The organism is Candidatus Allofournierella merdavium (assembly GCF_944382735.1).
In the GTDB taxonomy this organism is placed as follows: Bacteria; Bacillota; Clostridia; order Oscillospirales; family Ruminococcaceae; genus Allofournierella_A; species Allofournierella_A merdavium.
In genome coordinates this window covers 47,173-71,313 of record NZ_CALWND010000009.1, presented here as the reverse complement: position 1 = coordinate 71,313, position 24,141 = coordinate 47,173, and the positions used below count along the sequence as shown (strand labels likewise).

Here is a 24,141-nt window from a genome sequence, read left to right as displayed (position 1 = left end):
TCCTTTCCGGGCAATGCCCAAACTCACTCAGGTCGGGGCGCCCGCGGCGGCCGGCTGCCCCGCAGGCAGCTGCGGCACAGCAGCGTTTTGCCGCCGCGCCGGACCCCGATAAACACATTTTTCGCCACCTCGAAGGTCTGCCCGCAGCTGCCGCACCGGGCGGTGAGGGTGTCGGCGCTGTTGCAGCGCTCGCACAGCAGCACCCGGCTGCCCCGCTCGCTTTGGGCCTGCTGCCACCGGGGCACGCTCACCGGCGCGCCGCAGCAGGCGCAGCTGGCCTCCGCCGGCTGCAGGCAGTCCTGGCAGTAGAGGTCCCACTTTTTCTCCCGCGCCTGCAGCAGCCGCTGGCGGGTCACCCGCATCGTCTGCCCGCAGCAGGCGCAGCGTACCGTGGGGTTGGCGCAGTCGTCGCAGATGTAGGCGGCGTCGGCGAACTGGGGGGCGTCGGCGTCGTGGTAGAACACCTGCCGGATGGTGGGGTAGAAAGGCTTGCCGCACACGCTGCACGTCACCGTCTCGCCCGCGCGCTCCTCTCCCCGCAGGGCGAGGAAGCTGCGGCAGGAGCGGCAGAACAGCGCGTCCCGCCCCTGGGGCGAGCGGGAGGCGGCGATGCCCGCCAGCTGCTCCCGGGGCATGTTGAACTCCCGGTGGCCGCACAGGGCGCTGGGGCAGCGCACGTCCGCGAAGAAGGGGTTCTCCCGGTTGAATTCGTGGTATTTCACCGGCGTCAACTCGTCGGTGAAGATCCCCTTCTCCACCAGTTCCAGATACCGCCGCAGCACCCTGGCCCACTGGCCGGCGCTGCGCGGCCGCCAGGCCACGAAGGTGTCGGTGAAGGCGGTGGTCACCGCGGCGGGCAGGTTCTTCCAGATCATCCAGTTGTCGCCGTCCGGCACCGACCAGGGCACGCCGTTCTGGGCGGCGTAGGGGAACCTGCGCTCCCGCATGCAGGTGAGGAAATCCTCCTCGCCCTTGTTCACAAAGGGGTTCAGCCCGCAGAACAGGATCTCGAACAGCAGCACCGCCAGGGAGAACTGTTCCTCCTCCAGGCTGCGCATCAGCCTGCCGTAGCGCACCGGGCCCCGGGGCCGGGGCACGTTCTCGCCCCCCTGCCGTACAAAAGGGCAGGTGAACTCGTCGGTGCCCACCGGGCAGGGATAGCCGCCGAACTGGAAGCTGTCGGTGTCCACGATGCAGACGCTGCCGCTGTTGGTCAGGTCCACCATGAAGTTGCCGGCGTTCACGTCGCCCATCAGGATATTCTGCCGGTGGAGGCTGTCCATCAGCTGCGCCGCCCGCAGGGCCGACCGGATCAGGTCCCGCCGGGTCCAGCCCTTGAGCAGCTCCTCGTGCACCGCCCGGCCGCCGATCTTCAGCACCGTTTTGGAAAAGGGCATCGCCCCTTCGGGGGCCCGCTCCATGAGATAGCCCACGAACTGCCCCTCGCCGTTGTTCAGCAGGTGCACCGGCCAGCACAGCCCCCGCAGGCCGGGGTCGCGGGCCAGCATGGCCCGCAGTTTGTCCCGCCGCTCCGCCGTCAGCTGGTCGGGGTGGTAGATCTTGGCCACCAGGCCCTGCTGCCCCTGGCAGAGGTAGATGGCTCCCTCGCCGCCCCGGGCCGCCTCGCCCCCCTCGGTGAGGGGCGCGGCAAGGCGCACCGGCCGCCCTTCCTCGGTGAAAAGCTCATCCCCCGGCTGCACCGGCCGGGCCAGCGCCAGGGGGGTATCGTCGGCGGGCGACGGATCGGGGGCAGCGGCGGACGGCTGCCCGGGATCGCCAGCGGACGGCTGCCCGGGATCGACAGCGGACGGCTGCCCGGGGGCGACAGCGCCCCGGGAGCGGGACGCCCCCGCCGGGGCGGCGGGCCGCTGGGAGAGGGGCACCGCCGCCTCCCGCTCCGCCACCATCCGGTGCATCTCGCCCAGCACGTCCTCCTTCTGCCAGCGGGCCCGCTGGGCCGCGTCCAGGGCCTGCCGGTACATCCGTTCGGTCTTGCGGCGCAGCCCCTGCAGCAGCGGGTCGTCCTGCCGCACGCCGGCGAAGGGCAGGCTGGCCCGGAACACCCGGCAGACGCACTCCGCCTCGGCCCCCGCCGGGCCCCGGCTCACCCGGGCGATCACCGCGAAGGGGGTCTTTTCCCGGTCCAGCAGCCCGGTCAGCGCCGTGGGGCCGGCGGTGAGCACGCAGATGCGCTCAAAACAGTGGTCCTCCAGAAACTCCAGCAGCGCGGCGTCGTTGCTCCGGCCCGGGTCGGGGTAGCCCGCCGGACCCAGCTTCAGGCTGTTGCGCACAAAGAGATAGGCGTTTTTGCTGGGGGTCAGCTGCTCGCGGCGGCGCTGAAGCTCTTCCAGTTCAGCGGCGCGGCTGCCGTCGCCGGCGCAGCGCAGCATCCCCCTGTACAGCCGTTCCCGCTCCTCCGTGTCCCGCATGAGGCGGTAGAGGGCGGTGGCCTCCACCAGCAGCGCCTGGCGGGGGTCCCGCCCGGCCCGCCGCAGCGCGTCCAGCAGCGGCCCCTCCACGAACCGGCGCTCGTCGTCCCGCCGCAGCAGGCTGTCGTCCAGCAGAAAGCGGTGGGTGGCGGCCAGCTCCTGCAGCGCGCGCCGGTCCAGCGTGCCGCCGGCGTAGTTTTCCAGCAGGTCCAGCGGCGGCACGGCGGACAGCTTCTGGGTGAACAGCCGCTCCTGCACGCGCTGCAGGCCGGCGTCGGCTTTGGCCCGGCGCTCCAGTTCGGTGCGGGCCTGCTCCAGTTCGGTCTGCAGCTGCCGGCCCCGGCGCTCCTGCTCCCGGGCCCGCGCATAGCCGCCCACGCGGGAGATCAGTTCCGCCTCCACGCCGCAGTACGTTCCCTCCTCCACGGCCACGCCCGCCGCCTTCAGGGCGGCCAGGACGTCGGCCTCGCCGCAGCCCGCACGCTGGGCCAGCGTCTTCACGCCCACCAGTTCCAGCGCCCGGGCCCGGGCCAGGCAGGCGGCGGCCCGGTCGGCGGCCTCCGCCAGTTCCTCCGTGCGCAGGGTGGAGACCAGGGTCTCCATCACAGCCACGTCGGCCTGCCAGCGGTTCGGGTCCATCTTTGCGAAGGTGTGGGCGTTGGGGTGGCCGAACCAGACGTTGCGCACCCGGCTGCCCCGGGCGTTCAGCGCCTGCCAGCGCTGCCGCCGGTCCTCCTCGGCGCCGTCGGGGCATAGGGCCCGCACCCCTTCGGGGCAGGCCGCCCGCACATGGGGGAACACGTCGTAGGCGGCCACGTCGAAATCCGCCAGCAGCGAGCCCACCTTGAACAGCCCCGCCAGGTCAAAGCACTGGACGATGCGCCGGCGGTCGGCGGCGGAAAAGCCGCCCCCCAGCGCCCGCTTCACCGCCGCGGCGAACTGCGCGCCGGACTGGGAGACATCGGTGGCCGTCGGCAGCCCCAGTTCCTCCAGCAGGGTCTTGCGGTCCACCAGCGGGGGGAACCGCCTGGCGGCCCGCCGCCCGTCGGCGGGGGCGCCGCCGTCCCGGCGGTGGTTCTCCAGTTCCGCGCAGGCCCCGAGAAAGGCCTCGAACTCCTCCTCCGGGATGATGCGGCAGTAAAATTGCTGCAGGTACTCCCGCACCTCCTCCTCCGCCCGGTGGGCGGCGTCGGAGCGCGCTCGCTTGTGCAGTTCCATCCTCGCCTCTTTCGAGATCTTTTCTTCCATTTTCTCTGCAAGCCTCCCGCCGGGGCGGCGCTCGCTGTCGCCGCCTTTCACTTTCCTCATTATATAGCATTCAAAGCCCCCATTTCAATGCGCCGCCCGGCCTGTTCCTCTTTTATATAGGGCGCGGCCCCGAGGAAGTTAAAGGCCCCCAAAAAAATTTTTTCAGTCCTTTAACTGCGCGGCGCCCCGGCCCTATAAACCTGCCGAAAGGCCGCCCCCTATTGCGCCCGGCGGCCGGTCTGCACTATAATAAGCATGTCCCCTCACCGGGATGCGAGGAGGAACGAGAGATGTACCGATACGAAGAACTGACGCTGGACGACCTGCTGGAAGATCCCACGTTTGACGAGGAGAGCCCCGACGCCCTGTACGCCCTGGCCCAGTGCTACCGCCTGGGCAAGGGGGTGCAGCCGGACGAGGAGGTCTGTTTGAAATACCTGCGCAAGGCCCGGGACGCCGGCAGTGAGGCGGCCCGGCAGGAACTGGAGGCCCGGGAGGGCCGCCCCGCCGCCGACGAAAAGGCGGAGGGCCGGGACCCCTGCCTGGAGGACGCCGACCGCTGCCGGGCGGCGGGGGACACGGCGGGGGAGATCGCCGCGCTGGAGCGGGCGCGGAACGCCCTTTCCCCCTACACCACCCAGGACAAACAGGCCATCCATCTGCGGCTGGGGGAACTGTACGCCCAGCCCGGCCCCCTGGAGGACGCGGAAAAGAGTTACGCCCGCTGCTGCATGGCCACCGAGCTGGGCAGCAGCGCCGCCGCGCTGCGCTGCGCGGATTACCTGCACCGCGGCTACGGCTGCCCCGCCAACGAGGCGGAGAGCGAGGCGATGCTGCTTCTCGCCGCCCGGCTGGGGCCGGCCCGGCTGAAATACGACACCGCCGTGGCCCGCCGCAGCACCGCCCCCCGCCAGGCGGAGCAGCTGCTGGAGCAAACGCTGGCCGCCCTGGGCCAGACGGAGGAGGACGAGGCGCTGCGCCGCTGCGCCTCGCTCCAACTGGAGGCGCTGAAAAACGGCGGCGCGCTGCCCCAGGCCCTGCTGCAAAGCGCCTGGCAGGCGGCGGAGGAGCCCTCGGTGGCCGCCCTGCTGCTGGACACCTGCACCCGGAACCCCGAATGGCTCACCGAGGCGGATCTGCCCGCCCTGGTCCAAATGGCCCGGCAGCCCGGCGACGACCAGGAGGCCTGGCTGGCGCTGGCCGCCCGCCAGGGGGACGACGATTCCAAGCGGGAACTGCGGCGGCGCCAGAAAGCCCGCCGCCTTGAGCGGGCCCGCCGCGCGAAGGAGGAGGCCCGTCAGGCCGAGGAGGCCCGCCAGGCTGAGGAGGCCCGCCGTGCCGAGGAGGCCCGCCGCGCCGAGGAGGCCCGCCGCGCCGAGGAGGCCCGCCGTGCCGAGGAGGCCCGCCGTGCCGAGGAGGCCCGCCGTGCCGAGGAGGCCCGCCGCGCCGAACAGGCCCGCCAGGCTGAGGAGGCCCGCCGCGCCGAACAGGCCCGCCAGGCCGAGGAGGCCCGCCGCGCCGAGGAAGCCCGCCGCGCCCGGCCGGCCAATACCGCCCGGCCGGCCAGCACCGCCCGGCAGACCAACACCGCCCAACAGGCCAACACCGCCCGGCCGGCCAGCACCGCCCAACAGGCCAGCACCGCCCAACAGGCCAGCACCGCCCCTCAGGCCAATGCCGGCCAGACGGAAGCGGCCCGGCAGGCCGCCATCGCCGCCACCCGCAAGCGGGACCGGCGCATCATCCTTCTCTGCTTTGTCTTCGCCGCGTTCTGCGTTCTGTCGCTGGGCTCCCAGTGGCTCTCGCAACTGGCCAACCGCCTGCGCACCGATCTCCCCACCGGGGAGCAGCCCGGCATCTTCGGGTTCCTCGACGGGGTCGGCACGTCCGCCGGCGACAACACCCTGGCCCGGCGCTCCACCTACGCCCTGGACGAGGGCGTGGTGGCGCTCACCGAGGCGGGCTCCTTCAACACCGGGGAGAGTTACGAAAGCGCCCTTTACGCCTCCTCCGGCTATCAGGCGGTGGAGTACCTGCTGGAAGGCAAGTACGACACGCTGAAGGGCCGCTGGGGCATCGACTCCAACCACATCAACACCGAATGCCAGAGCAGCTTTGTGGTCTACGCCGACGGCCGCAGCGTCTACGAGTCGCCGGTGATCACCGCCGGCAGCGCCCCCTGCGACGTGGAGGTGGACCTGGCCGGCTGCAACCTGATGACCATCATCTTTAAAAACGCCGACGGCTCGGCCCGCCTGGCGGGCGCCTCGCTGGAGAACCGCCTGGGCCTCAAGGCGGACACGGCCACCCTGCCGCCGCCCCAGCCGGGCGCCTGGCTGAGCACCGTGAACCTGATGCAGGGGAACTTCACCTCCGGCGACAGCGGCCACTCGGTGATGAGCTACCTCTCCTACTACGACCGTGAAGAGCAGTCCGCCACCTTCTACCTGGGCGGCGAGTACGAGAGCCTGAGCGGCGATCTGCTGGTGGACGCCAACGGCGGGCCGATGTATCTGGAAGTTTACGGCGACGACGTTCTGCTTGCCTCCACCTCGCCCATGGTCAGCGGCAGCGCGCCCTTCTCGGTAGATCTCCAGGGCTGCGAACAGCTCACCATCCGCTTCCTGCTCTCCGATCCGGACAACTCCTCCGCCTGGGGCAGCATCGGCCTGGCGGGGGCGCGGCTGTCCCACTACCCGCTGTGAGCGGCTTCCTGCCCACCCCCTTTCATGCGCAGGCGCGCCCCGGTCCCCCAGGGACCGGGGCGCGCTTTTCGCTGCCGCCCGCGCGGGCGGACTTTCGAAAAAAAGTTTTTCCCTCTCTTTAACTGCCCGCCCCGCCGGCCCTATACAGAGGGTGTAAGCGATCGGGCCCCTTCCCCGGCGACGGGGCGGGCCCAAAACACTAAAAAAGAAAAGAGGAAACACCATGAAACGCATGAAACCTTTCGCTTTGGCCGCGGCTTGCCTGCTGCTGCTCTCCGCCCTGGCCGGCTGCGCCGGCGCCCCCGACGCCCCCCAGGCGGCCTCCTTTGCCCCGGCGGCCAGCGAGCCGGCCCAGGCTGAACCCAGCCCCGCCCCCGCCCTGCCGGCGGCCGAGGGCATCTCCGTCCCCGAGTCCCTGGCCCTGGAGGCGGGCGGCGACGGCTCCGCCGCCCTGAACGCCGCGCTGCTGCCCCAGGGGGCGGCGGGCGAGCCGCTGCGCTACACCTCCAGCGACGAGGCGGTGGCCACTGTGAGCGAGGACGGCACCGTGACCGCCGTGGGCGCCGGGGAGTGCGTGGTGCGCACCCAGGCGGGCAGCCTCTCCGGCGAGACCCGGGTGACGGTGACGGTGGCGGTGACGGGGCTGCGCCTCTCCGCCTCCTCCAAAGCCCTGGCCCCCGGCCAGAGCGCCGCGCTGTCGGTCTACACCAGCCCCCGGGAGGCGGCCGCTCCCGAGGCGGCGGGCCTTGCCTGCGCCAGCAGCGATGAGGCGGTGGTCACCGCGTCGGTGAGCGGCGAGGGCCGCGTCACCCTGCAGGCGTCGGCGGAGGGCGCCGCCGATGTCACCGTCCGCTACCGGGGCTTCTCCGCGGTGTGCCACGTCACCGTGACCGCCCCGGCCGCCGCCCCCGCGGCCACCGCCGTGCCCCAGGCTTCCGCCCCGCAAGCCTCCGCCCCGGAGGCCCAGACGCCCGGGAACCAGGCGCCCGCGCCCACCCCCGCGCCCACCCCCGCGCCCGAGACGCCCGCCCCGGAGACCCCGGCCCCCACCCCCGTGCCCGAGGCCCCCGCCACCGGCGGCACCTGCCCGGTGGATCAGTCCACCCTGCTGGCGGACGGCAGCTGCGCCCTGGCCGGCCTGCACTGGATGTACCAGGAGCCCACCAACGGCTACAGCTTCTCGGATGAGCTGATCCAGGCCTGGCGCAACGCCTGCAACGCCACCGACGCGCCGCTGAACATCATCATCCCCGGCGGCGGCAGCATGGGCTACACCTGCGACCAGTGCGGCGGCGACATCGTCATCAAGGGCCAGGGCCCCGTGCTGGGCTGTGAGAACGGCTGCTGGTGACCGGGTCAAAAATGCCGGGCCGCGTTGAAACGGCCCGGCGTTTTTGCTATACTGAAGCAAAGAGCGGCCCGCCGGGCCGCCCACTGTTTGTGAGGTCTATGCCATGAAACGAATCTACATCACCGCCGTCCCGCTGGACAGCAACTTCGCCATCCAGCGCCAGCTGGCCCTGCCGGCCAACTACGCCACCCGCCGGCCGCCCCGGCCGGCCTTTTACCCCATCGTGCCCATCATCGAGGACACCGCCCGCCCCGGCGACGAGGTGCGGGTCATCGCGGTGCGCCAGACCAACGCCCCCCGCAGCGAGAACCTGGAGGTCTTCCGCCGGGAGCTGGAGGAGCTGGGCCTGCCCTTTGCCCTCACCGACCTGACGGTGGAGGAGACCCAGCAGAAAAACGCCCTGCTGGGCCTGTTCGAGGCCCTCACCGGCTGCATGGAGCCGGACGCCTGCTACTACGCCTGCGTCACCTTCGGCACAAAGACCTGGCCGCTGGTGCTCTCCTCGGCGCTGCACTACGCCGAAAAGCTGCTGGAGGGCGCCGAGATCAAGGGGGTCTACTACCGGGAGATCACCCGCCGGGCGGGGGAGCAGACCGGCGCGGCCCAGTACGACGTGAGCGCCCTGTTCACGCTGGACGCCATCGTGGACCTGGCCGCCGAGGCCGGCGTGACCGACCGGCAGGCCTTTTTGCGGCTGCTGCTGCACCCGGACCGGGAGGCGTGAGCATGGAGCAAGCATTGCGGGAGGACGCCCGCCGGCAGGAACTGGCCCGGCGCATCGAGGAGCACCCCCTGTGGCGCAGGCCGGCGGCGGAGCGGCTGGCGGACGCCGCCCAGTGGCAGGACCTGTATCTGCTGGTGATGCGCTGGAAGGGGTTTTTGCAGAAGGTGGAAAACCGCCTTCAAAGCCGGGACAGCGCCCTTGCCCTGGACGAGAACGAACTGCTGAACGCCCGTTACAGCCGGGCGGGGCGGCGGCGGAGCCTGTACGACAGCTGCGCCTTTGCCGAGAGCCTGCGGGCGGCGGTGAAGGGGTACGACCCGGACCGGGGCGGCTCCTTTCTGGCCTATTTTGACGCCATCTATGAAAAAGACCTGCACCGGGCGGCCAACCGGGAGCAGGGGCAGCGGCAGGAGGGCGCGCGCCCCCTCACCCGGGGGGAGACGAACCTGTGGAAGGAGCTGTGCCGCCTGACCGAAAAGCTGGGGCTGGACGCCCGGCAGCTGCCGCCGGGCTACTACGCCACCCTGGCGGACCTGCTGGGGGTGAGCCGGGAGCAGGTGGAGCGGCTGCTGCGCCGGTGCAGCGCCGCCCGGTGGGTCACCTCGCTGGACCGGGACGGGGAGGAGGAGCCGGCCCCCGAGCCGGAGGACCCCGCCGCCCGGGCGGAGCTGGCGCAGCTGGAGCTGGCCCAGGAGGCGATGGGGGCCATCGCCCTCTTCGCCGAGCGGGACGCGGCGGAGTACCCCCGTCTGTTCTTCACCAACGACGTGCTGGCCCCCATGCGGGCGGAGCCGCCCCAGGTGGACCCCGCCTCCTACTGCGCCCTGCTGGAGCGGCAGGAGGCGCTGCTGTGGCAGCGGGTCTTCGTGCGGGGGTATGTGGAGTATGTGTTCCAGCCGCCCCCCGCGCCGGACACCCTGCGCCATCTGCTGCTGGCCCGGCTGTGCCGCCCCCTGCGGGACGCCACCATCGCCGCCTTCAAAGGGGTGACGCCGGCAGCGGTGAGTTACCGCCGCAAGCGCTACGCCGCCGCCATGCGGGCGCTGGCCGCCGACCAGCGGGGCTGACCGCCGCGAACGAAGCACAAAAACAGGCGCCTGCCGCGGCAGGCGCCTGTTTTGTGTTTTTTCGACCGGGCTCAGAAGGTGAAGGTCTCGGGGTCGGCGTCCGGGGTGATGCTGCGGTTTATGTTCATGTGATCGATCACCGCCATATCCTCTGAACTGAGTTCGAAGTCGAACAGGTCCCGGTTCTCGCGGATGCGGTCGGGCCGGGAGGACTTGGGCAGGGTGACGATCCCGTGCTGCAGTTCCCAGCGCAGCACCACCTGCACGGCGCTCTTTGCGTATTTGCGGCCGATCTCGCTCAGCACGGGATCCCCGACATACAGCCCCTGCCCCAGAGGCTGACACGCCTCGATCTGCACGCCGTGATTCCGGCAGTAGCTGCGCAGCGTGGGGCAGGACATCTGCGGGTGCAGCTGGTACTGGTTCACCGCGGGCACCGTCCCTCCCATCGCGATCAGATCGTCGATGTGATGGGGGTTAAAATTGCTCACGCCAATGGCCCGCGCCAGGCCCTGCTCCAGGATGCGCTCCAGCACCTCCCAGCTCTGCTGGTAGCGTCCGCGCACCGGCCAGTGGATCAGATACAGATCCACATAATCCAGCCCCAACCGCTCCAGGCTCTCCTGAAACGCGTCGTACTCGCGCGCGGCGCGCATATCCGTGGTCCACAGCTTCGTGGTCACGAACAGTTCACTGCGGGGCAGGCCGCATTCCCGCACGGCCCGACCCACCTCCCGCTCGTTGTGATAGATCGAAGCGGTGTCGAAATGGCGATAGCCCAGTTCGATGGCGGTGGACACGGCGCGCACGGTCTCGTCGCTGTTTTCGCTGATGAGCGCTGTGCCGTATCCCAGTTGAGGGATCTTTACACCGTTGTTCAGTTCGATGGAGCAATCAAAGGTCATTTCCGGTCCCTCCACGCGATGAATTCGTTCAGGATGCGGATGCTGCTGGAGGTGCCGATGCGCTCCGCGCCGGCCTCAAGCATCGCGCGGCAGCTCTCCCAGCTGCGGATGCCCCCCGCGGCCTTCACCCGGACGCGGTCGCCCACGGTCTGCTTCATCAGGCGCACATCCTCCGCCGTCGCGCCGGAGGGCCCGAAGCCGGTGGAGGTCTTGATGAAGTCCGGCTCCACCTCCCGCGCGATCTGTGCCAGCCTGCGGATCTCGTCCCGGGTCAGATAGCAGTTCTCAAAGATCACCTTGGAGATCACGCCCGCCTCGCGGCACATCCGCGTGATGCGCTTCATCTCCTCCTCCACGGCGTTCCAGTCGCCCTCCTTGACATGGGTCAGATCGGTCACATAGTCGATCTCGTCCGCGCCGTCGCGGATGGCCTTCTCGGTCTCGAACAGCTTGACGTCCAGCGTCGTCTGCCCGAGGGGAAAGCTGACGGCGGCCCCCACATGCACCGGGCTGCCCTCCAGCTGCCCGCGGCAGAAGGCCACGGGGGCGGAGTTGATCGCCACCATGCCGAACCCGTACTGCCGGGCCTCGGCGCACAGCTGCGCCAGCTCGGAAAGGCTGGCGCTGGCGCGCAGCAGCGTGTGGTCAAAGATCGCTGCGAGCGCTTCGGGCGTCAAATGCTGTACATCCATCATACTTCTTCCTCCTGTTTTTTCTTGGGATTGTCCTGGATCGAAACGCCGCCGCCCTCGGTGCGCAGCACGAGTTTCCGGAACCCGGACTGCTCGATCGTTTTGTAATCGTGGCCGGCGTCGGCGCGATAGGCGAAAAAGCACACCAGGGGCTCGTCCCCCGTGTTGACCATGCGGTGCGCGAACCCCTTCGCGGCATAGGCCGCCCGGCCCGGCGCCAGCGGGAGCCAGCGCGTGTGCCCGTGCCGGTCCTCCGTCAGCAGCAGGCCGCTGCCCTGCAGGGCATAATACACCTCGCCCGTTTCCAGCACACCGTGAAAATGCCCCTTGGTCATGTAGAACTCGCTGCCCACCACCCCCGGATACAGGGTGGTCACTCCAAAGGCGACGTCGCCCGGGTCCCGGGGGGCGTTCAGCTGGTGGTATTCATACACCAGCGGATCGCTGCCCGACGCAAGGATATTCTCCGCCGCCCGCCGGTCCTCAAAATATCCCGTCAGCTGGCTCAGCCGTCGCTGCTCCGTGGGGGCGCGCAGCCGGGCGGGCGCGGCCAGCGCGGCGCAGAAGCCGCCCGCCCAGTCCAGCTGCCGGGGGCCGTCCAGAAGTTCTTCAAAGGTCTGCGGCAGCTGTGCCGTGGTCTCCAGCACGACGTCGGCACGGGCGGCGATGACCGCCGGCCCGATGCCGATGGCCGGCATCCCCGCCGCAAGGATCGAGGCCACGCCGCTGACCGCGTCCTCAACACCCACGCACTCCTGTGCCGACACGCCGAAATGATCCATCGCGGCCAGATAGATGTCCGGCGCGGGTTTTCCGTGGGGGATCGCCGCCGGGTCCACACAGTAATCAAACGTCAGGCCCAACCGGTTTATGATAAAGGGCGCGTTGCGGCTCGACGAGGCCAGCGCCGTGCGCACGCCCCGTTCCTTCAGCAGTGCCAGCGTCTGCGGAATGCCGGGCAGGATGTTCGCCGGCGAGAGCTGTTCCTGCAGCAGCTGCTGATAGATCCGATTCTTTTCCTCCGCCGCGCGGTGAAGCTCCTCCTCGTCGGCGCGGATGCCGTAGTAGCGCGCCAGCAGCTTCATGCACTCAAACCGCGCCACGCCCTTGGTCAGCTCCTCCGCCGCGGGGGTGTGGACGATGCCCCACCGCTTTGCGAACAGGCGCTTCCACGCTTCAAAGTGAAATGTGTCGGTGCTGACGATGACGCCGTCCAGATCAAAAACGGCAACGCGAAGATGCATCTCCATCACTCCTTTGCTTCATTATAGCAATGGTTCGAGATTTTATCAATAATTTATCGATAAAAAAGCGATAAAAACCCTCATTTTTTGAAATATCCCGTTGACTTGGCACTCGGGAAAGGCTATGATTATATAGGTGAATCAAGCGGCAACATCCGCTTCGATAAAGTTTCGATAAAAAGGAGAAAAAACATGAATCCTGAGGCGATCTACCATCGTCCGCGCAACGAGTTCGCCTATTTTGACGAACAGGGGACCGTGACGCTGCTTCTGCGGGCCGCCTGCGGCGATCTGCGCGGGGCCGCGCTGTGCTGGTTCGACAAGTATGTGGAGGACCAGCCGCATGCCCGCACGGAGATGGAGTGCTTTCTGACAGACGATCTGTTTGCCTATTACCGCGCGCAGGTGACGCCGCCCTACCGGCGGCTGCAATACTATTTCCGCCTGGAGGACGCCGGGGGAGAGGTGTGGTATCTGGACGAGCAGGGGACGCACCGGAGCCCGGAGGGCTGCACGGAGGCGTGTTTCCAGATGCCCTATCTGAACCGGGGGGACGCCATCCGCGTGCCGGAATGGGCGGAAAGCGCGATCTTTTATCAGATCTTTCCCGATTCGTTCGCGCGCCGCGAGCCGGTCCCCACCGGAGAGACCTTCCCCGCCTGGGGAAGCGAGCCGGACATCGTCAAGCCTCTGGGCGGAAACTTTGCCGGGATGCGCGACCATCTGGATCATCTCAGCGCGCTGGGGATCAACGCGCTGTATCTGTGCCCCATCTTCCGCTCCAATACCTGCCACCGATACAACACCTACGACTATTTCTCCATCGACCCCCGCCTGGGCACCCTGGAGGACTTTTGCGCCTTTCTGGACGACTGCCACAGCCGCGGCATCCGCGTGGTGCTGGACGCGGTGTTCAACCACACCTGCGACACCTTTCCGCAGTTCCGCGATGTGATGGCCCGGGGCAGGGACTCGGAGTACTACAACTGGTACTTCATCAACCGGTATCCCTTTGCGGTGGACGGCGAATACAGCTATGAGCGGTTCGCCTTTGAGCGCCATATGCCCAAGCTGAACACCGAGGACCCGGACGTTCGGGACTATCTGCTGCGGGTGGCGCGCTATTGGACCGAAATGGGCATCGACGGCTGGCGGCTGGACGTGGCCAACGAGATCGATCTCTCTTTCTGGCGTGCCTTCCGGGCCGAGGTAAAGGGGATCAACCCCCAGGCCCTCATTCTCGGGGAGGTCTGGGGCGACGCGCAGCCCTATCTGGCGGGGGATATGTTCGACACCGTGATGAACTACCCCTTTGCGTCGCTGTGCCGCGCCTGCTTCCTTGAAAAGACGATGGACGGCGCCCGCTTCCGCCGGGAGATCGACCGCATCCTGACCCACTACCCCGCGCCCATGACCCGCTGTATGTACAATCTGCTGGGCTCCCACGACACGGCCCGCTGGCTGACCCTGGCGAAGGACCGGTTCGAGCCGGCGGCGCTGTCCGCTGTGTTCCAGTTCCTGTTCGTGGGGATGCCCGCGATCTATTACGGCGACGAGACCGGCATGACCGGTGCCGATTTTATCCAGGCGCGCCGCTGTATGTGCTTTGACCCCCCCACCGAGACGGGCAGACGGCTGCTCCGGCTGTACACGGCGCTGGCCGCACTGCGCCGGGAGCATCCCGCGCTGACGAAAGGGGATTTCCGCTGGGTGGAACCGGTGTGGGTGGAGGGGCCGCCGGCACTGGCGTTCCGGCGCTCCTGCCCGGGGGACGAACTCACCCTGGTGTGGAACAGCGGCGAGCGGCCGCTGCAATGCCGGCTGACATGGAAGGACGGGGCGGAGAAGACAGTTTCCCTCGCGCCGATGGAATATCAGATCTTTGCAAAGGATCAGGAGGTCGTATTATGAAAATCGTTGTCACCGGAGGAAACGGAAATATCGGCACGCATATCATTCGGGAACTTTTGCGCCGTGGCTATGACGACATCGTCTGCTTCGACCGCACGGAGCGCCCGGGCCATCCCGACCAGGTGCAGTGCCTTGTGGGCGACAGACACAACGAGCGCGAATACATCGAGACCATGCAGCGCCTGGCCCCCGACGTGGCCTTTGAGCTGACCTGCTTCAACGCCCAGGACGCGAAGGTGAGCGTGGAGGCCTTCCGCGGGGTGAAGCATTTCATCACCGCCTCCACCGTGTGCACCTACGGCAAGAATTTCAGCCACTTCCCCATGCGGGAGGAGGACTGGTTCGAGCCCTGCACGGAATACGGCATCAACAAGCACGCGGCGGACCTGGTCTATCTGGAGGCGTTCCGCCGGGAGGGCTTCCCCGTCACCATCATGAAGCCCTGCACGTCGTACAGCGGCATGAGCGGGATGCTGCGCAGCCTCACCACCGAACACACCTGGATCGACCGGGTCAAGAAGGGCAAGCCTATCCTGATCTGCGGCGACGGCGACATCCTGCACCAGTATATGCACACGGAGGACACCGCCCGCGGCTTTGTGGGCGTGATGGGCCGCCAGCACTGCATCGGCCAGATCTACAACCTCACCCAGACGGGCTTTACCACCTGGGCGGAATACCACCGCACCGCCATGCGCGTGCTGGGCCGGCAGGTGGAGATGGTGGGCCTGCCCCTGGCGCAGCTGATGGAGATCGACCCTCAGCGGTTCTCGCTGTGCTACGAGATCTTCGGCCAGCACACCTATGCGTCCAACGAAAAACTGCGCCGCGACGTGCCCGAGTGGCAGCCGCAGATCACTCTGGAGGAGGGGATGCGGCGCGTGTTCGGCGAGATGGAGCAGGCCGGGCGCATCCCCGACAGCAGCCTCGAGACCTGGGAGGACGAGATCATCGCCGCGGCAAAGCGGGGCTACGCCGCCCTGCCCCGATTCCAAGCCTGACCCGCCGCGGACGCGAAAAAACAACGCAAAGGGGACCCGCTTCAGCGAAAACGCAGAAGCGGGTCCCCTTTGCGCGGCACGGCAAACGCCCCGGAGGAGGTTCCCCCGGGGCGTTCCACGTTGCTTGCGTCAATCGGAAATGGAAAGGATCACCGGCTCTTGACCGCAGGCGAGCATACCGTCCTCCACGCGGACTTCTCCGCCCAGCAGGTTCGGATATACGCCGTCGGCCAGCGGCAGCTGCACCCGGCTCTGCGCCAGGGAAAGGCTGAAAACGCCGTACAGCCGCCGGGGGCCCGCCTCGTAGCGCACCACCGCTGTGGAGCGGTCCGGCCCGACGGCCTCCAGCGAGTAAAGCCCTTCCCGCGCCGCCGGCAGCTTTTTCACCCCGGTGAGAAGGCGCAGCAGCTCGCAATACTCCTGCGCTTCCGGCGAGCAGTGCCAGTCGATCGGCTCGCGCTCGAACAAACTCGGGGTGTGGGTCGCCAGCACCTCCTGGCCGTTGTAGATCAGCCCCACGCCCTTGATGCACCAGAAGAACGCGGTCCACATCCGGCGGGCCCGCGGGTCCGTCAGGTAGGAGGCGGCCCGCCTTTGGTCGTGATTTTCCAGGAAATGCAGCTTGAGGTAGTTCGCGGGGTAGGTGCTCTCCTGGGCGATGAGCGCCTCCAGATACTGCGCTATGCTGCCTGTGCCCTCAAACACGGCCTCAAATCGGGGAAAGATATCGTAGTCGTAGGTGACGTCGAACGCGCTGTACAGCTCCCCGTCGCTGGCGCAATAAAAGCCCCGGGACCGAAGATCCCGAACAAAGCTGCCGTGGACGCTCTCCGCAAGCCAGACGGCGTCCGGCTTCACCTGCGCTACCGCCCGCCGGGCCGCGCGCCAGAACTCCACCGGCACGGCGGACGCCACGTCGCAGCGGAACCCGTCCGCGCCCAGCCGCGCCCAGCGGCACAGCGTCTCGATCTGGTACTCCCACAGCCCGGGGCGGTCATAGTCCAGGTCGATGATATCGGTCCAGGCGCCGGCCCGGTTCCCCAGTCGCCCCTCCGGCGTGCGGTAGAACCAGTCGGGATGCTCTTCAAAGAGCAGGCTGTCCCAGGCGGTGTGGTTGTACACGATGTCCATCATGCACCGCATCCCCCGGGCGTGCAGCGCCGCGCAGAGGCTTTGGAAATCCTCCATCGTGCCGTACTCCGGGGCGACGGCGCGGTAATCGCGGATGGAATAGGGCGAGCCCATCGTTCCCAGGCGGTTCACCGTTCCCACAGGGCAGATGGGCAGCAGCCAGAGGATGTCCGCCCCCAGGGCCTGAATGCGGTCCAGGTCCGCCTCCACTTCGCGAAGCGTTCCATTCGGGCCGTAGCTTCGCACATAAACACAGTAAATGGTGCTGGCGCGCAGCCAGCCCGGCGTCGTCTGCGCCATGGTCATACCACTCCTTTCAGCCTTTGGTCCCGCCGGCGGTCAACCCGCTGATGAGATACTTTTGCAGGAAGATGTACAGCAGCGCGATGGGCAGGGCGATCAGCAGCGAACCGGCCGCGAACTTTGTGAACTGCATCTGGGTGCCGCCGGTCATGCTGCCGGAGACAAACGACTGCAGGCCCACCGCCAGGGTGTTGAGCTCCGGTTCGCGGATGATGAGTTTCGCGATCACAAAGTCTTGCAGAGGGGTCATGAACGCCCACAGCGCCTGCACCGCCAGGATGGGCTTGGCCAGCGGCATCACAATGAGGAAGAAGGTGGTGAAATTGCCCGCGCCGTCCAGATACGCGGCCTCGTCCAGCTCCTTGGGGATGTTGTCCAGATACCCCTTCACCAGGTAGGTGTTGCCGGGGATGGCGCTGCCCACATAAATGGCAATGAGGTATGCGTGGGCGTGGTTCTGCACCAGACCCAGCAGGATGCCCAGCGCGTAGAAGGCGATCATCGCGGAGGTCAGCGGCAGGATCTGCAGCACCATGAAGATCAGCAGGCCGAACTTTTTGCCCCGGAAGGAGAACCGGGAATAGGCATAGGCGGTGAAGGACACCAGCGCCACCTGCAGCACCATCACGGTCAGCGAGATCTTCATCGAATTACAAAACCAGAGCAGGTAATCGCTGTCCGGGCTGGTGAACAACCAGACATAGTTGCTCAGGGACATCTCCTTGGGGATCAGCGTAGAGGAGAACATCGACTGGGACGGATTGAAGGAGGAAAAGATGATCCAGAGGATCGGATAGATGATGACGACGCAGATCACCACGAGAAAAACGTACATTCCCGTGACCCGCAGGCCCTCTTTGGCCTTGCGCGCCGTGCTGCCGCGCGTTTTTGAATTCACTGCTCGTTCCCTCCCTTGAATGCGTCGGTGCGGACGTACTGCGTCAGGGCGATCGCCATGACGATGAGCGAGACGAACACGGTGATGGCCGCGCCCATGCCGAACTCGCGGGTGACGCTTTCGGTGGTGATTTTATAGACCCACGACACCAGCAGGTCCGTTCCGCCGGTGAGCTGCCCGGCGATGACGGGGCCGCCGCTGTTGAAGAGGTAGATGATGTTGAAGTTGGAGAAGTTGAAGGTGAACTGGGTGATCAGCACGGGCGCCGTCGCGGAGAGGATCCACGGAAGGGTGATGCTGCGGAACTGCTGGAACCGGCTCGCGCCGTCCATCTGCGCCGCCTCGTAAAGGTCGCCCGGGATGGACTGCAACACACCGGTCACCATGACAAAGATGTAGGGGAAACCCAGCCACCCCTGGATCAGGATCAGAGCCAGGCGGGTGTAGGCCACCTGCGTCTTCCAGGGCAGCGTGTGCAGATTCAGAAAAGGCAGCAGCTTGTCAAAGAAGGGGATGACCTGCTGGTTCATCGCGCCGAACGAGTCGTTGAAGAACACGGCGAACATGAGGATCGAGATGAACGCGGGCACCGCCCAAGGAAGGATGATGACGGTGCGCCAGAACCGCTTGAAGCGGATCTCCTTCTGGTTGACCGTGACCGCCACCAGAATGCCCATCACGATGGTGAGCAGTGTGGCGCAGACCGTCCAGATCAGCGTCCAGGACAGGGTGTAAAGCAGCGCGTTCTTCCACGAATCCATTGTGAACATATCCGCGTAGTTTTTCAGCCCCACCCAGCTGAACAGCTTTTTGGGCGGCATATGGTTGATGTTGTAGTTGGTCATGGAGATCATCACCGTGGTGATGATCGGGAACACCACGGCCAGCGTCATCGCGATCAGGCCGGGCGCCATGATGAGATAGGGAAAGCCCCGGTTCATGACCGCCTTGTACTGATCGCGCATACTGTAAAGCGGCTCGCCCTCGTCGCGCCGGCGGCCGTTCTTGCGCGCGTCATAAATGCTGAACAGATAGATGCCCAGCCCCACGGCGATCAAGAAGAGCGAAAGCAGCCCTTCCACCAGAAAGAACAGCGAATGATCCTGCCCCGGCACCGTGCCCAGCGTGAACAGGCCCGCGATGCCGCCGCCCTGTGTGCCCCGGACCACGGTATTCATCGTCAGACACACATAGGCCGCCAGGATTGTCAGGATCGCTCCGCCCTGCCAGTACTGCTTGTTGTAAAAGTGGCCAAAGCCCGGTATCAGCGCCAGCAGGGTGGCAATGGTCTTGTGATTCGTTTTTTTGTGGTTCATAACACCCCATCCTTAAAAAGCATACCGGAACCGCGGTTCCGGTATGCTTTGGCGATACTGTGCTCAGCTGTCGGCGTGCAGCGCGGCAATGTTGTCCTTGATCTGCTGCACCGCGGTATCCAGAGCGGTCTTCGGGTCAGCACCGGTGGCCAGCGAGCCCATGGCGGCGTGCATCGGGTCCCAGGTCTGGTTGCCCTCGATGATCTTCACCATCGGCACACAGTACTGGATCTGCTCGTTGAACGCCTTGATGGTCTCATCGGTCGCGCTGTTATCGTCCAGGTACTTCTGGTTGCAGGGGATCAGGCCGGTGGTCTCGGCAAAGGAGGCCGCGTACTGATCCTGCACAATGAAGTTCAGGAATTCGGTGGCCAGTTCCGGCTCATGGGCAAAGCCGCTCATGGCAAGGCCGGTGAAGCCGGAGTAGTTGGCGATCACGTTGCCGTTGGGCAGCTTGGGCATACGGGCCAGGCCGTAGTTGATGCCCGCCTCCTTCAGCGAGGGGAGAACGTCGGTGCCGCGCACCATCATGCCCACCTTGCCCTCGGTGAACAGACCCAGCATCAGGTCGTTGGCGGTGGTGCGGTCGCCCATGCCCTTCGGCATCAGCTCAAACAGTTCCTTCACATAGGTGGCGCCCTGCACGGCCCCCTCGTTGTTCAGACCGATGTCAGAGGGGTCGGTGTTGTTGTTGCCGTACATATAGCCACCCGCGGCCCACAGGAAACCGGCGGAATTGTAAAAGTCGCCCAGGTTGCACAAAAAGCCCAGGGAGCCGTCGCCGTTGTTATCGAACTTCGGGTCGTTGATGATCGCCATCAGGTCGTCCCAGGTGTCGGGAGGGGTGGGCACCAGATCCTTGTTGTAGATCAGCAGGTTGGTGCTCATGTACAAAGGCACCACATAGAGATTGCCGTTGAAGGTGCAGGCGTCCACCGCGGAGGGCACCAGGCAGGCCAGCGCCTCCTCGCTCAACTCGATGGGGGCATACATCCCCTGGGCGCTCTTGTCACCCACATCGTTGTGCGGGCCGAACATCAGATCGGGGCCGATGCCGGCGGGGCCGTCCAGCGCGTGCTTGTAGTCGCCGTCCACCATCGGCATCTCGGTCAGCTCCACATGGTTGCCGGTCGCTTCTTCCCACTTGGCGCTCATATCCTCGAGCCAGGCATAGCACGAGGGATCGGCCCAGACGGCGATGGTGCCGCCGGCCCCATCACCGCCGGAAGCAGCAGTGGACGCAGAGGCCGGTGCGGAAGGCGCCTGGGAGCAGCCCGCAAGCAGGGTCGCCATCATGGCCGCTGCAGCAAGCAATGCCACAAAACGTTTCATAGTGATACTCCTCCTTTATTTTTACCGCGGCCCGAACAGAAAGCCCGCGGTATACGATGGGCACAGGATGCGGGGCACTGCACGCCCGCATCCGCCTGACACTATTAGCCTACCAGCATTTATCGATAATATCAATCTATTTTATCGATAATATGTTCATTAAAACGTAGAAAAAAGTTATTGAAATTTGTAGATAATTATGATACAATTAATCTGGATTCATATAGTTGTCGTCGATTTGCCAAGGCAGGTGATCTCATGAGTGTAAAAGCGAAAGACGTGGCAGACCGCATGGGCGTGAGCGTCAGCACCATCTACAAGGCGTTCAACGGCGCGGAGGACATCAACGAGGAGACGCGCGCGGCGATCCTGGAGACCTCTGCCGAGATGGGCTACACCGGCCGGCCGCGCCAGCGGTTTTCAAAGCGGGCGTGTGTGTTCATGGGCCGCATGGAGGCGCCGCACGTCACCTATTACTTGTACGAGGTAATGATCGCGTTCAAACAGGTGGCGGAGAAATACGGGTACGAGGTGATCATCCGCAGCCTGGAGGACGAGGACAGCCTTTCCTATAATAAGATCATGGAGCAGGGTCACTTCGAAGGCGCCCTGGTGTTGGGCCCCAACGACAGCAGCTCCTTCTTTTCACAGCTGGAGCGGATCGCTTATCCCGCCGTTCTGGTGGACAACTATGTGGAGAGCAAGATGATCTCCTGCGTGACATCCGACAACCTTTTGGGCATGGGGATGGTCGTGTCGCATCTGATCCAGCTGGGCCACAAGCGGATCGGTTTCATCAACGGCGAACAGTTCAGCCACACCAGCCGCGAGCGCTTTGCCGGCTACTTGAACGCCATCACCCTCGGGGGCCTGACCTATGATCCCGCGCTTGTTATGAACGGCGATTTCAGCGAGCATTCCGGCGGCGTCTGCGCCGAAGCGCTGCTGGAAAAGGGCGTCACCGCGCTGGTGTGCGCCAGCGATCTCATGGCCATCGGCGCCATCCGCCGCCTGAAAGCCCTGGGGCTTCAGGTCCCGCGGGACATGAGCGTGACCGGGTTCGACGACATCCGCATCGCCACCTACATCTCACCGACCCTCACCACCGTGCGCATCAACATCAAGGATGTGGGCTATCGCGCGTTCATGTGTTTGAAAGACCTGATCGAATACAAAAACGCGGCGCGTGTGGTGGAAACGCCCCGCCTGATGGTGCGGGAATCCACCGCGCCGCCGCCAAACGCCTGACGCCTTTCCTGACCGGGAGCCATTTTCAACGGCTCCCGGTTTTTTCTTTTGTGCCCAAAGGAAGCGCCGTTTTTTTGCAGGATTGCATATTGACTTTTTCTCGCGACCGTGGTTAACTGTAACTATCATATTATCGATAAATTATCGATAATAAATCGCGAGAGGAGAGGATACTTTGAAACGCATACTGCCAGAACTTGACCCCTTTCGTTTGATCCAGACCTCGGTGGACCACCGGGAGAACCGCCCGACGGAAGCGGTCATGAGTCTGGGCAACGGATACATGGGCGCGCGGGGAAACTACGAAGAGGACTACACCGGTGACACGCTGAAGGGCATCTATGTGGCGGGCGTGTGGATGCCGGACAAGACCCGGGTGGGCTGGTGGAAAAACGGCTATCCGCGCTATTACGGCAAGGTGATCAACGCGCCGGATTTTCTGATGTTCCATCTGTATGTAAACGGGCGCAGGGTGGACCTGGCGCGCACCGACATCGAGACCTTCCGCCGCACGGTGGATATGCGGACCGGTGTGATGGACCGGGAAATGGTGCTGCGCACCGAGGAGGGGGGCCGGCTGCGGATCACCTCGTCCCGTTTCTTTTCCATCGACATCCGTCAGATCGCCTGCATGGAATACGCGGTGGAGGCGCTGGACGGCACCGCGTCGGTCGCGGTGGAAACAGGTCTGGACGCCAATGTCCGGAACGCCGACGCCAACTACGGCGAACAATTCTGGGACGTAAACGCGGTGGAGGCCGGCTCGCCGCTGTATCTGGAGAGCGAGACGATCGAGAATGCGTTCGGCGTGCCGCGCTTTGCCGTGGGCTTTTCCGCCCTGACCCGGTGCGCGGAGGGCGACGTCCGCCGCGAGACGGTGCGGAGCGAGCGGGCCGTGTTCGACCAGTTTGAGGCACAGCTCGCTCCCGGCGAGGCCCTGCGCCTTGAAAAGGTCGTGAGCGTTGTCACCTCCCGGGACATGGAGCGCGGCCAACTGCGGGCAGCGGGCGCGGAAATCCTCCGCCGGGCGGCATCTGACGGGGCGGAACTGCTTCGGGCGCGGCACAGCGAGGCGTGGCGCGCCCGCTGGAAGAAATGCGATGTGGAGATCGAGGGCGACGTTGCCGCCCAGCAGGGCATCCGTTTCAACCTGTTTCAGCTGTGGAGCACATACGACGGCTCCGACGAGCGGCTCAACATCGGCCCGAAGGGATTCACCGGCGAGAAGTACGGCGGCGCGGCCTATTACGACACGGAAGGGTACTGCTTCCCCATGTTCCTGGCCACGGCCTCGCCCGAGATCGCCCTCAGCCTGCTGAAATTCCGCTTCAACATCCTGGACAAGGCAAAGGAGAACGCCGGACGGATCGGAATGCGCGGCGCGCTCTATCCCATGGTGACGTTCGACGGCGAGGAGTGTCACAACGAGTGGGAGATCACCTTTGAGGAGCTTCACCGGAACGCCGCGATGATCCACGCGATCTACAACTACACCTGCTATACCGGCGACGAGAGCTACATCCGCGATTTCGGGATTCATGTGATGGTGGAGGTGGCGCGCTTCTGGGCGTGCCGCGCCAGCTACAACCCGCGGAAGGACTGCTATATGCTGCTGGGCGTGACCGGCCCCAACGAATACGACAACAACGTCAACAACAACTTCCTCACCAACTATATGGCGAAATGGTGCATCGAGTACGCGCTGGAATATGTGGAAAAGTTTGCCTATCCGCTGCCCGCCGAGGAGGCGCGGCACTGGCGGGAAGTTGCCGAAAAGATGTATCTGAACTACGACGAAGAGACGAAGCTGTTCATGCAGCAGGACGGTTTCATGGACAAGGAGCTCGTGCCCGCCTCCCGGATCCCCGAAGAGGAACTGCCGCTGTGCAAGCACTGGTCGTGGGATCGCATCCTGCGCTCCTGCTTCATCAAACAGGCCGACGTGGTGCTGGCGTTCTACTATTTCCCTCATCGGTTCACGCTGGAGCAAAAGCAGGCAAACTTCCGTTTTTACGAGCCCTTCACCGTCCACGAATCCTCGCTGTCGCCCAGTATGTACAGCACCGTGGCCTCCGCGTGCGGGTTTGCCGATGACGCATACAGGCTGTACCAGCGAGCGGCGCGCCTTGATCTGGACAACTTCAACGCCGACACCGAGGACGGCCTGCACATCACCAGCATGGCGGGTTCATGGATCGCCCTCGCCCACGGCTTCGCGGGGATGGACTACCAGCGCGGCGTGCTCGCTTTCGCCCCGCGCTGCCCGCAGCACTGGAAGCAGCTGAAGATGCGCCTGGTGTACCGGGGCCGGCTGCTGGAGATCCGCTTCAATGCCCGGGCCTTCCACTGCGAACTGCTGGAGGGCGAACCCCTCGAGATCGAGGTGGACGGCGTTTCGCACAAGGTGGAGACCATTCTTGACTGCCCCCTGGGCTGAGAAGTTCACTGGCTATGGCCAGAGCTGCGGCCCAAAGCGGCTTCAGATCTCGCTGCCTGTCCCGGTCCGCACAGGCCGGCGGAGGGCCGTCCTCTGTCTGTTCCGGCGGAGCGGTGCGCATTGCTGCGCACCGCTCCGCTTTTTTGCCGCACGGCCCCGCCGGCCGGCCAGCGCACACAAGGCGGCGGGCGGGGAGGGG

16 protein-coding genes are annotated in these 24,141 nt (G+C 65.9%); 8 read left to right on the top strand and 8 right to left on the bottom strand.

From position 1 onward, the window contains the following. Positions 1-23: 23 nt before the first annotated feature. The gene (locus tag ACH2A7_RS08935; RefSeq protein WP_394961477.1) at positions 24-3,677 is read right to left on the bottom strand and encodes a hypothetical protein; all 3,654 of its coding nucleotides are present in this window, start codon (positions 3,675-3,677) and stop codon (positions 24-26) included. A gap of 290 nt (positions 3,678-3,967) precedes the next feature. Here ACH2A7_RS08935 and ACH2A7_RS08930 point away from each other — a divergent pair, with 290 nt between their 5' ends. From ACH2A7_RS08930 to ACH2A7_RS08915, 4 genes are all read left to right on the top strand, one after another. Further along, complete coding sequence (locus tag ACH2A7_RS08930; RefSeq protein ID WP_394961476.1) at positions 3,968-6,382, top strand: NPCBM/NEW2 domain-containing protein; 2,415 nt, start codon at positions 3,968-3,970, stop codon at positions 6,380-6,382. Between the two features lie 223 nt (positions 6,383-6,605). After that, positions 6,606-7,733 (top strand): Ig domain-containing protein, encoded by a 1,128-nt coding sequence (locus ACH2A7_RS08925; RefSeq protein WP_394961474.1) that lies wholly within the window; start codon positions 6,606-6,608, stop codon positions 7,731-7,733. Positions 7,734-7,836: 103 nt separating this feature from the next. Beyond that, the gene (locus tag ACH2A7_RS08920) at positions 7,837-8,457 is read left to right on the top strand and encodes a hypothetical protein (protein ID WP_394961473.1); all 621 of its coding nucleotides are present in this window, start codon (positions 7,837-7,839) and stop codon (positions 8,455-8,457) included. A 2-nt stretch (positions 8,458-8,459) separates the two neighbouring features. Continuing rightward, positions 8,460-9,524 carry a hypothetical protein gene (locus ACH2A7_RS08915; protein ID WP_394961472.1) on the top strand — a complete coding sequence of 355 codons (1,065 nt, stop codon included), beginning with the start codon at positions 8,460-8,462 and terminating at the stop codon, positions 9,522-9,524. Positions 9,525-9,595: 71 nt separating this feature from the next. On the opposite strand, the gene ACH2A7_RS08910 is transcribed toward ACH2A7_RS08915, so the two are convergent. From ACH2A7_RS08910 to ACH2A7_RS08900, 3 genes are read right to left on the bottom strand one after another with little or no spacing between them, the layout of a single operon-like run. Beyond that, the gene (locus tag ACH2A7_RS08910; RefSeq protein WP_394961471.1) at positions 9,596-10,429 is read right to left on the bottom strand and encodes an aldo/keto reductase; all 834 of its coding nucleotides are present in this window, start codon (positions 10,427-10,429) and stop codon (positions 9,596-9,598) included. Continuing rightward, on the bottom strand, positions 10,426-11,124 hold the full coding sequence (deoC, locus tag ACH2A7_RS08905; protein WP_394961470.1) for a deoxyribose-phosphate aldolase: 699 nt from the start codon (positions 11,122-11,124) through the stop codon (positions 10,426-10,428). Before deoC ends, ACH2A7_RS08910 begins: the two co-directional genes overlap by 4 nt. Next, on the bottom strand, positions 11,121-12,365 hold the full coding sequence (locus tag ACH2A7_RS08900) for an HAD-IA family hydrolase (RefSeq protein ID WP_394961469.1): 1,245 nt from the start codon (positions 12,363-12,365) through the stop codon (positions 11,121-11,123). Before ACH2A7_RS08900 ends, deoC begins: the two co-directional genes overlap by 4 nt. A 192-nt stretch (positions 12,366-12,557) precedes the next feature. Between ACH2A7_RS08900 and ACH2A7_RS08895 the strand changes: the two genes are divergently transcribed. Both ACH2A7_RS08895 and ACH2A7_RS08890 read left to right on the top strand, forming a co-directional pair. After that, a complete protein-coding gene (locus ACH2A7_RS08895) occupies positions 12,558-14,276 on the top strand; it encodes an alpha amylase N-terminal ig-like domain-containing protein (RefSeq protein ID WP_394961467.1) in 1,719 nt (572 codons plus the stop codon). Next, positions 14,273-15,277 carry an NAD-dependent epimerase/dehydratase family protein gene (locus tag ACH2A7_RS08890; protein ID WP_394961466.1) on the top strand — a complete coding sequence of 335 codons (1,005 nt, stop codon included), beginning with the start codon at positions 14,273-14,275 and terminating at the stop codon, positions 15,275-15,277. The genes ACH2A7_RS08895 and ACH2A7_RS08890 overlap by 4 nt, the downstream gene beginning before the upstream one ends. Before the next feature lie 129 nt (positions 15,278-15,406). Here the strand turns inward: ACH2A7_RS08890 and ACH2A7_RS08885 are convergent, their stop codons facing one another. The 4 genes from ACH2A7_RS08885 to ACH2A7_RS08870 all read right to left on the bottom strand — a co-directional run bounded on the left by ACH2A7_RS08885 (position 15,407) and on the right by ACH2A7_RS08870 (position 20,257). After that, complete coding sequence (locus ACH2A7_RS08885) at positions 15,407-16,708, bottom strand: alpha-amylase family glycosyl hydrolase (RefSeq protein WP_394961465.1); 1,302 nt, start codon at positions 16,706-16,708, stop codon at positions 15,407-15,409. 16 nt (positions 16,709-16,724) lie between these two features. After that, positions 16,725-17,609 (bottom strand): sugar ABC transporter permease, encoded by an 885-nt coding sequence (locus ACH2A7_RS08880; RefSeq protein ID WP_394961464.1) that lies wholly within the window; start codon positions 17,607-17,609, stop codon positions 16,725-16,727. Then, entirely contained in the window at positions 17,606-18,925 is a 1,320-nt protein-coding gene (locus ACH2A7_RS08875) for a carbohydrate ABC transporter permease (protein WP_394961463.1), read from the bottom strand. The genes ACH2A7_RS08880 and ACH2A7_RS08875 overlap by 4 nt, the downstream gene beginning before the upstream one ends. A gap of 63 nt (positions 18,926-18,988) precedes the next feature. Beyond that, a complete protein-coding gene (locus tag ACH2A7_RS08870) occupies positions 18,989-20,257 on the bottom strand; it encodes an extracellular solute-binding protein (protein ID WP_394961462.1) in 1,269 nt (422 codons plus the stop codon). Between the two features lie 258 nt (positions 20,258-20,515). On the opposite strand from ACH2A7_RS08870, the gene ACH2A7_RS08865 reads away from it, so the two are divergent. Together ACH2A7_RS08865 and ACH2A7_RS08860 are read left to right on the top strand one after the other, a co-directional pair. After that, positions 20,516-21,505 (top strand): LacI family DNA-binding transcriptional regulator, encoded by a 990-nt coding sequence (locus ACH2A7_RS08865; protein WP_394961461.1) that lies wholly within the window; start codon positions 20,516-20,518, stop codon positions 21,503-21,505. Between the two features lie 175 nt (positions 21,506-21,680). Continuing rightward, a complete protein-coding gene (locus ACH2A7_RS08860) occupies positions 21,681-23,942 on the top strand; it encodes a family 65 glycosyl hydrolase domain-containing protein (protein ID WP_394961460.1) in 2,262 nt (753 codons plus the stop codon). The last annotated feature ends 199 nt before the right edge of the window (positions 23,943-24,141 follow it).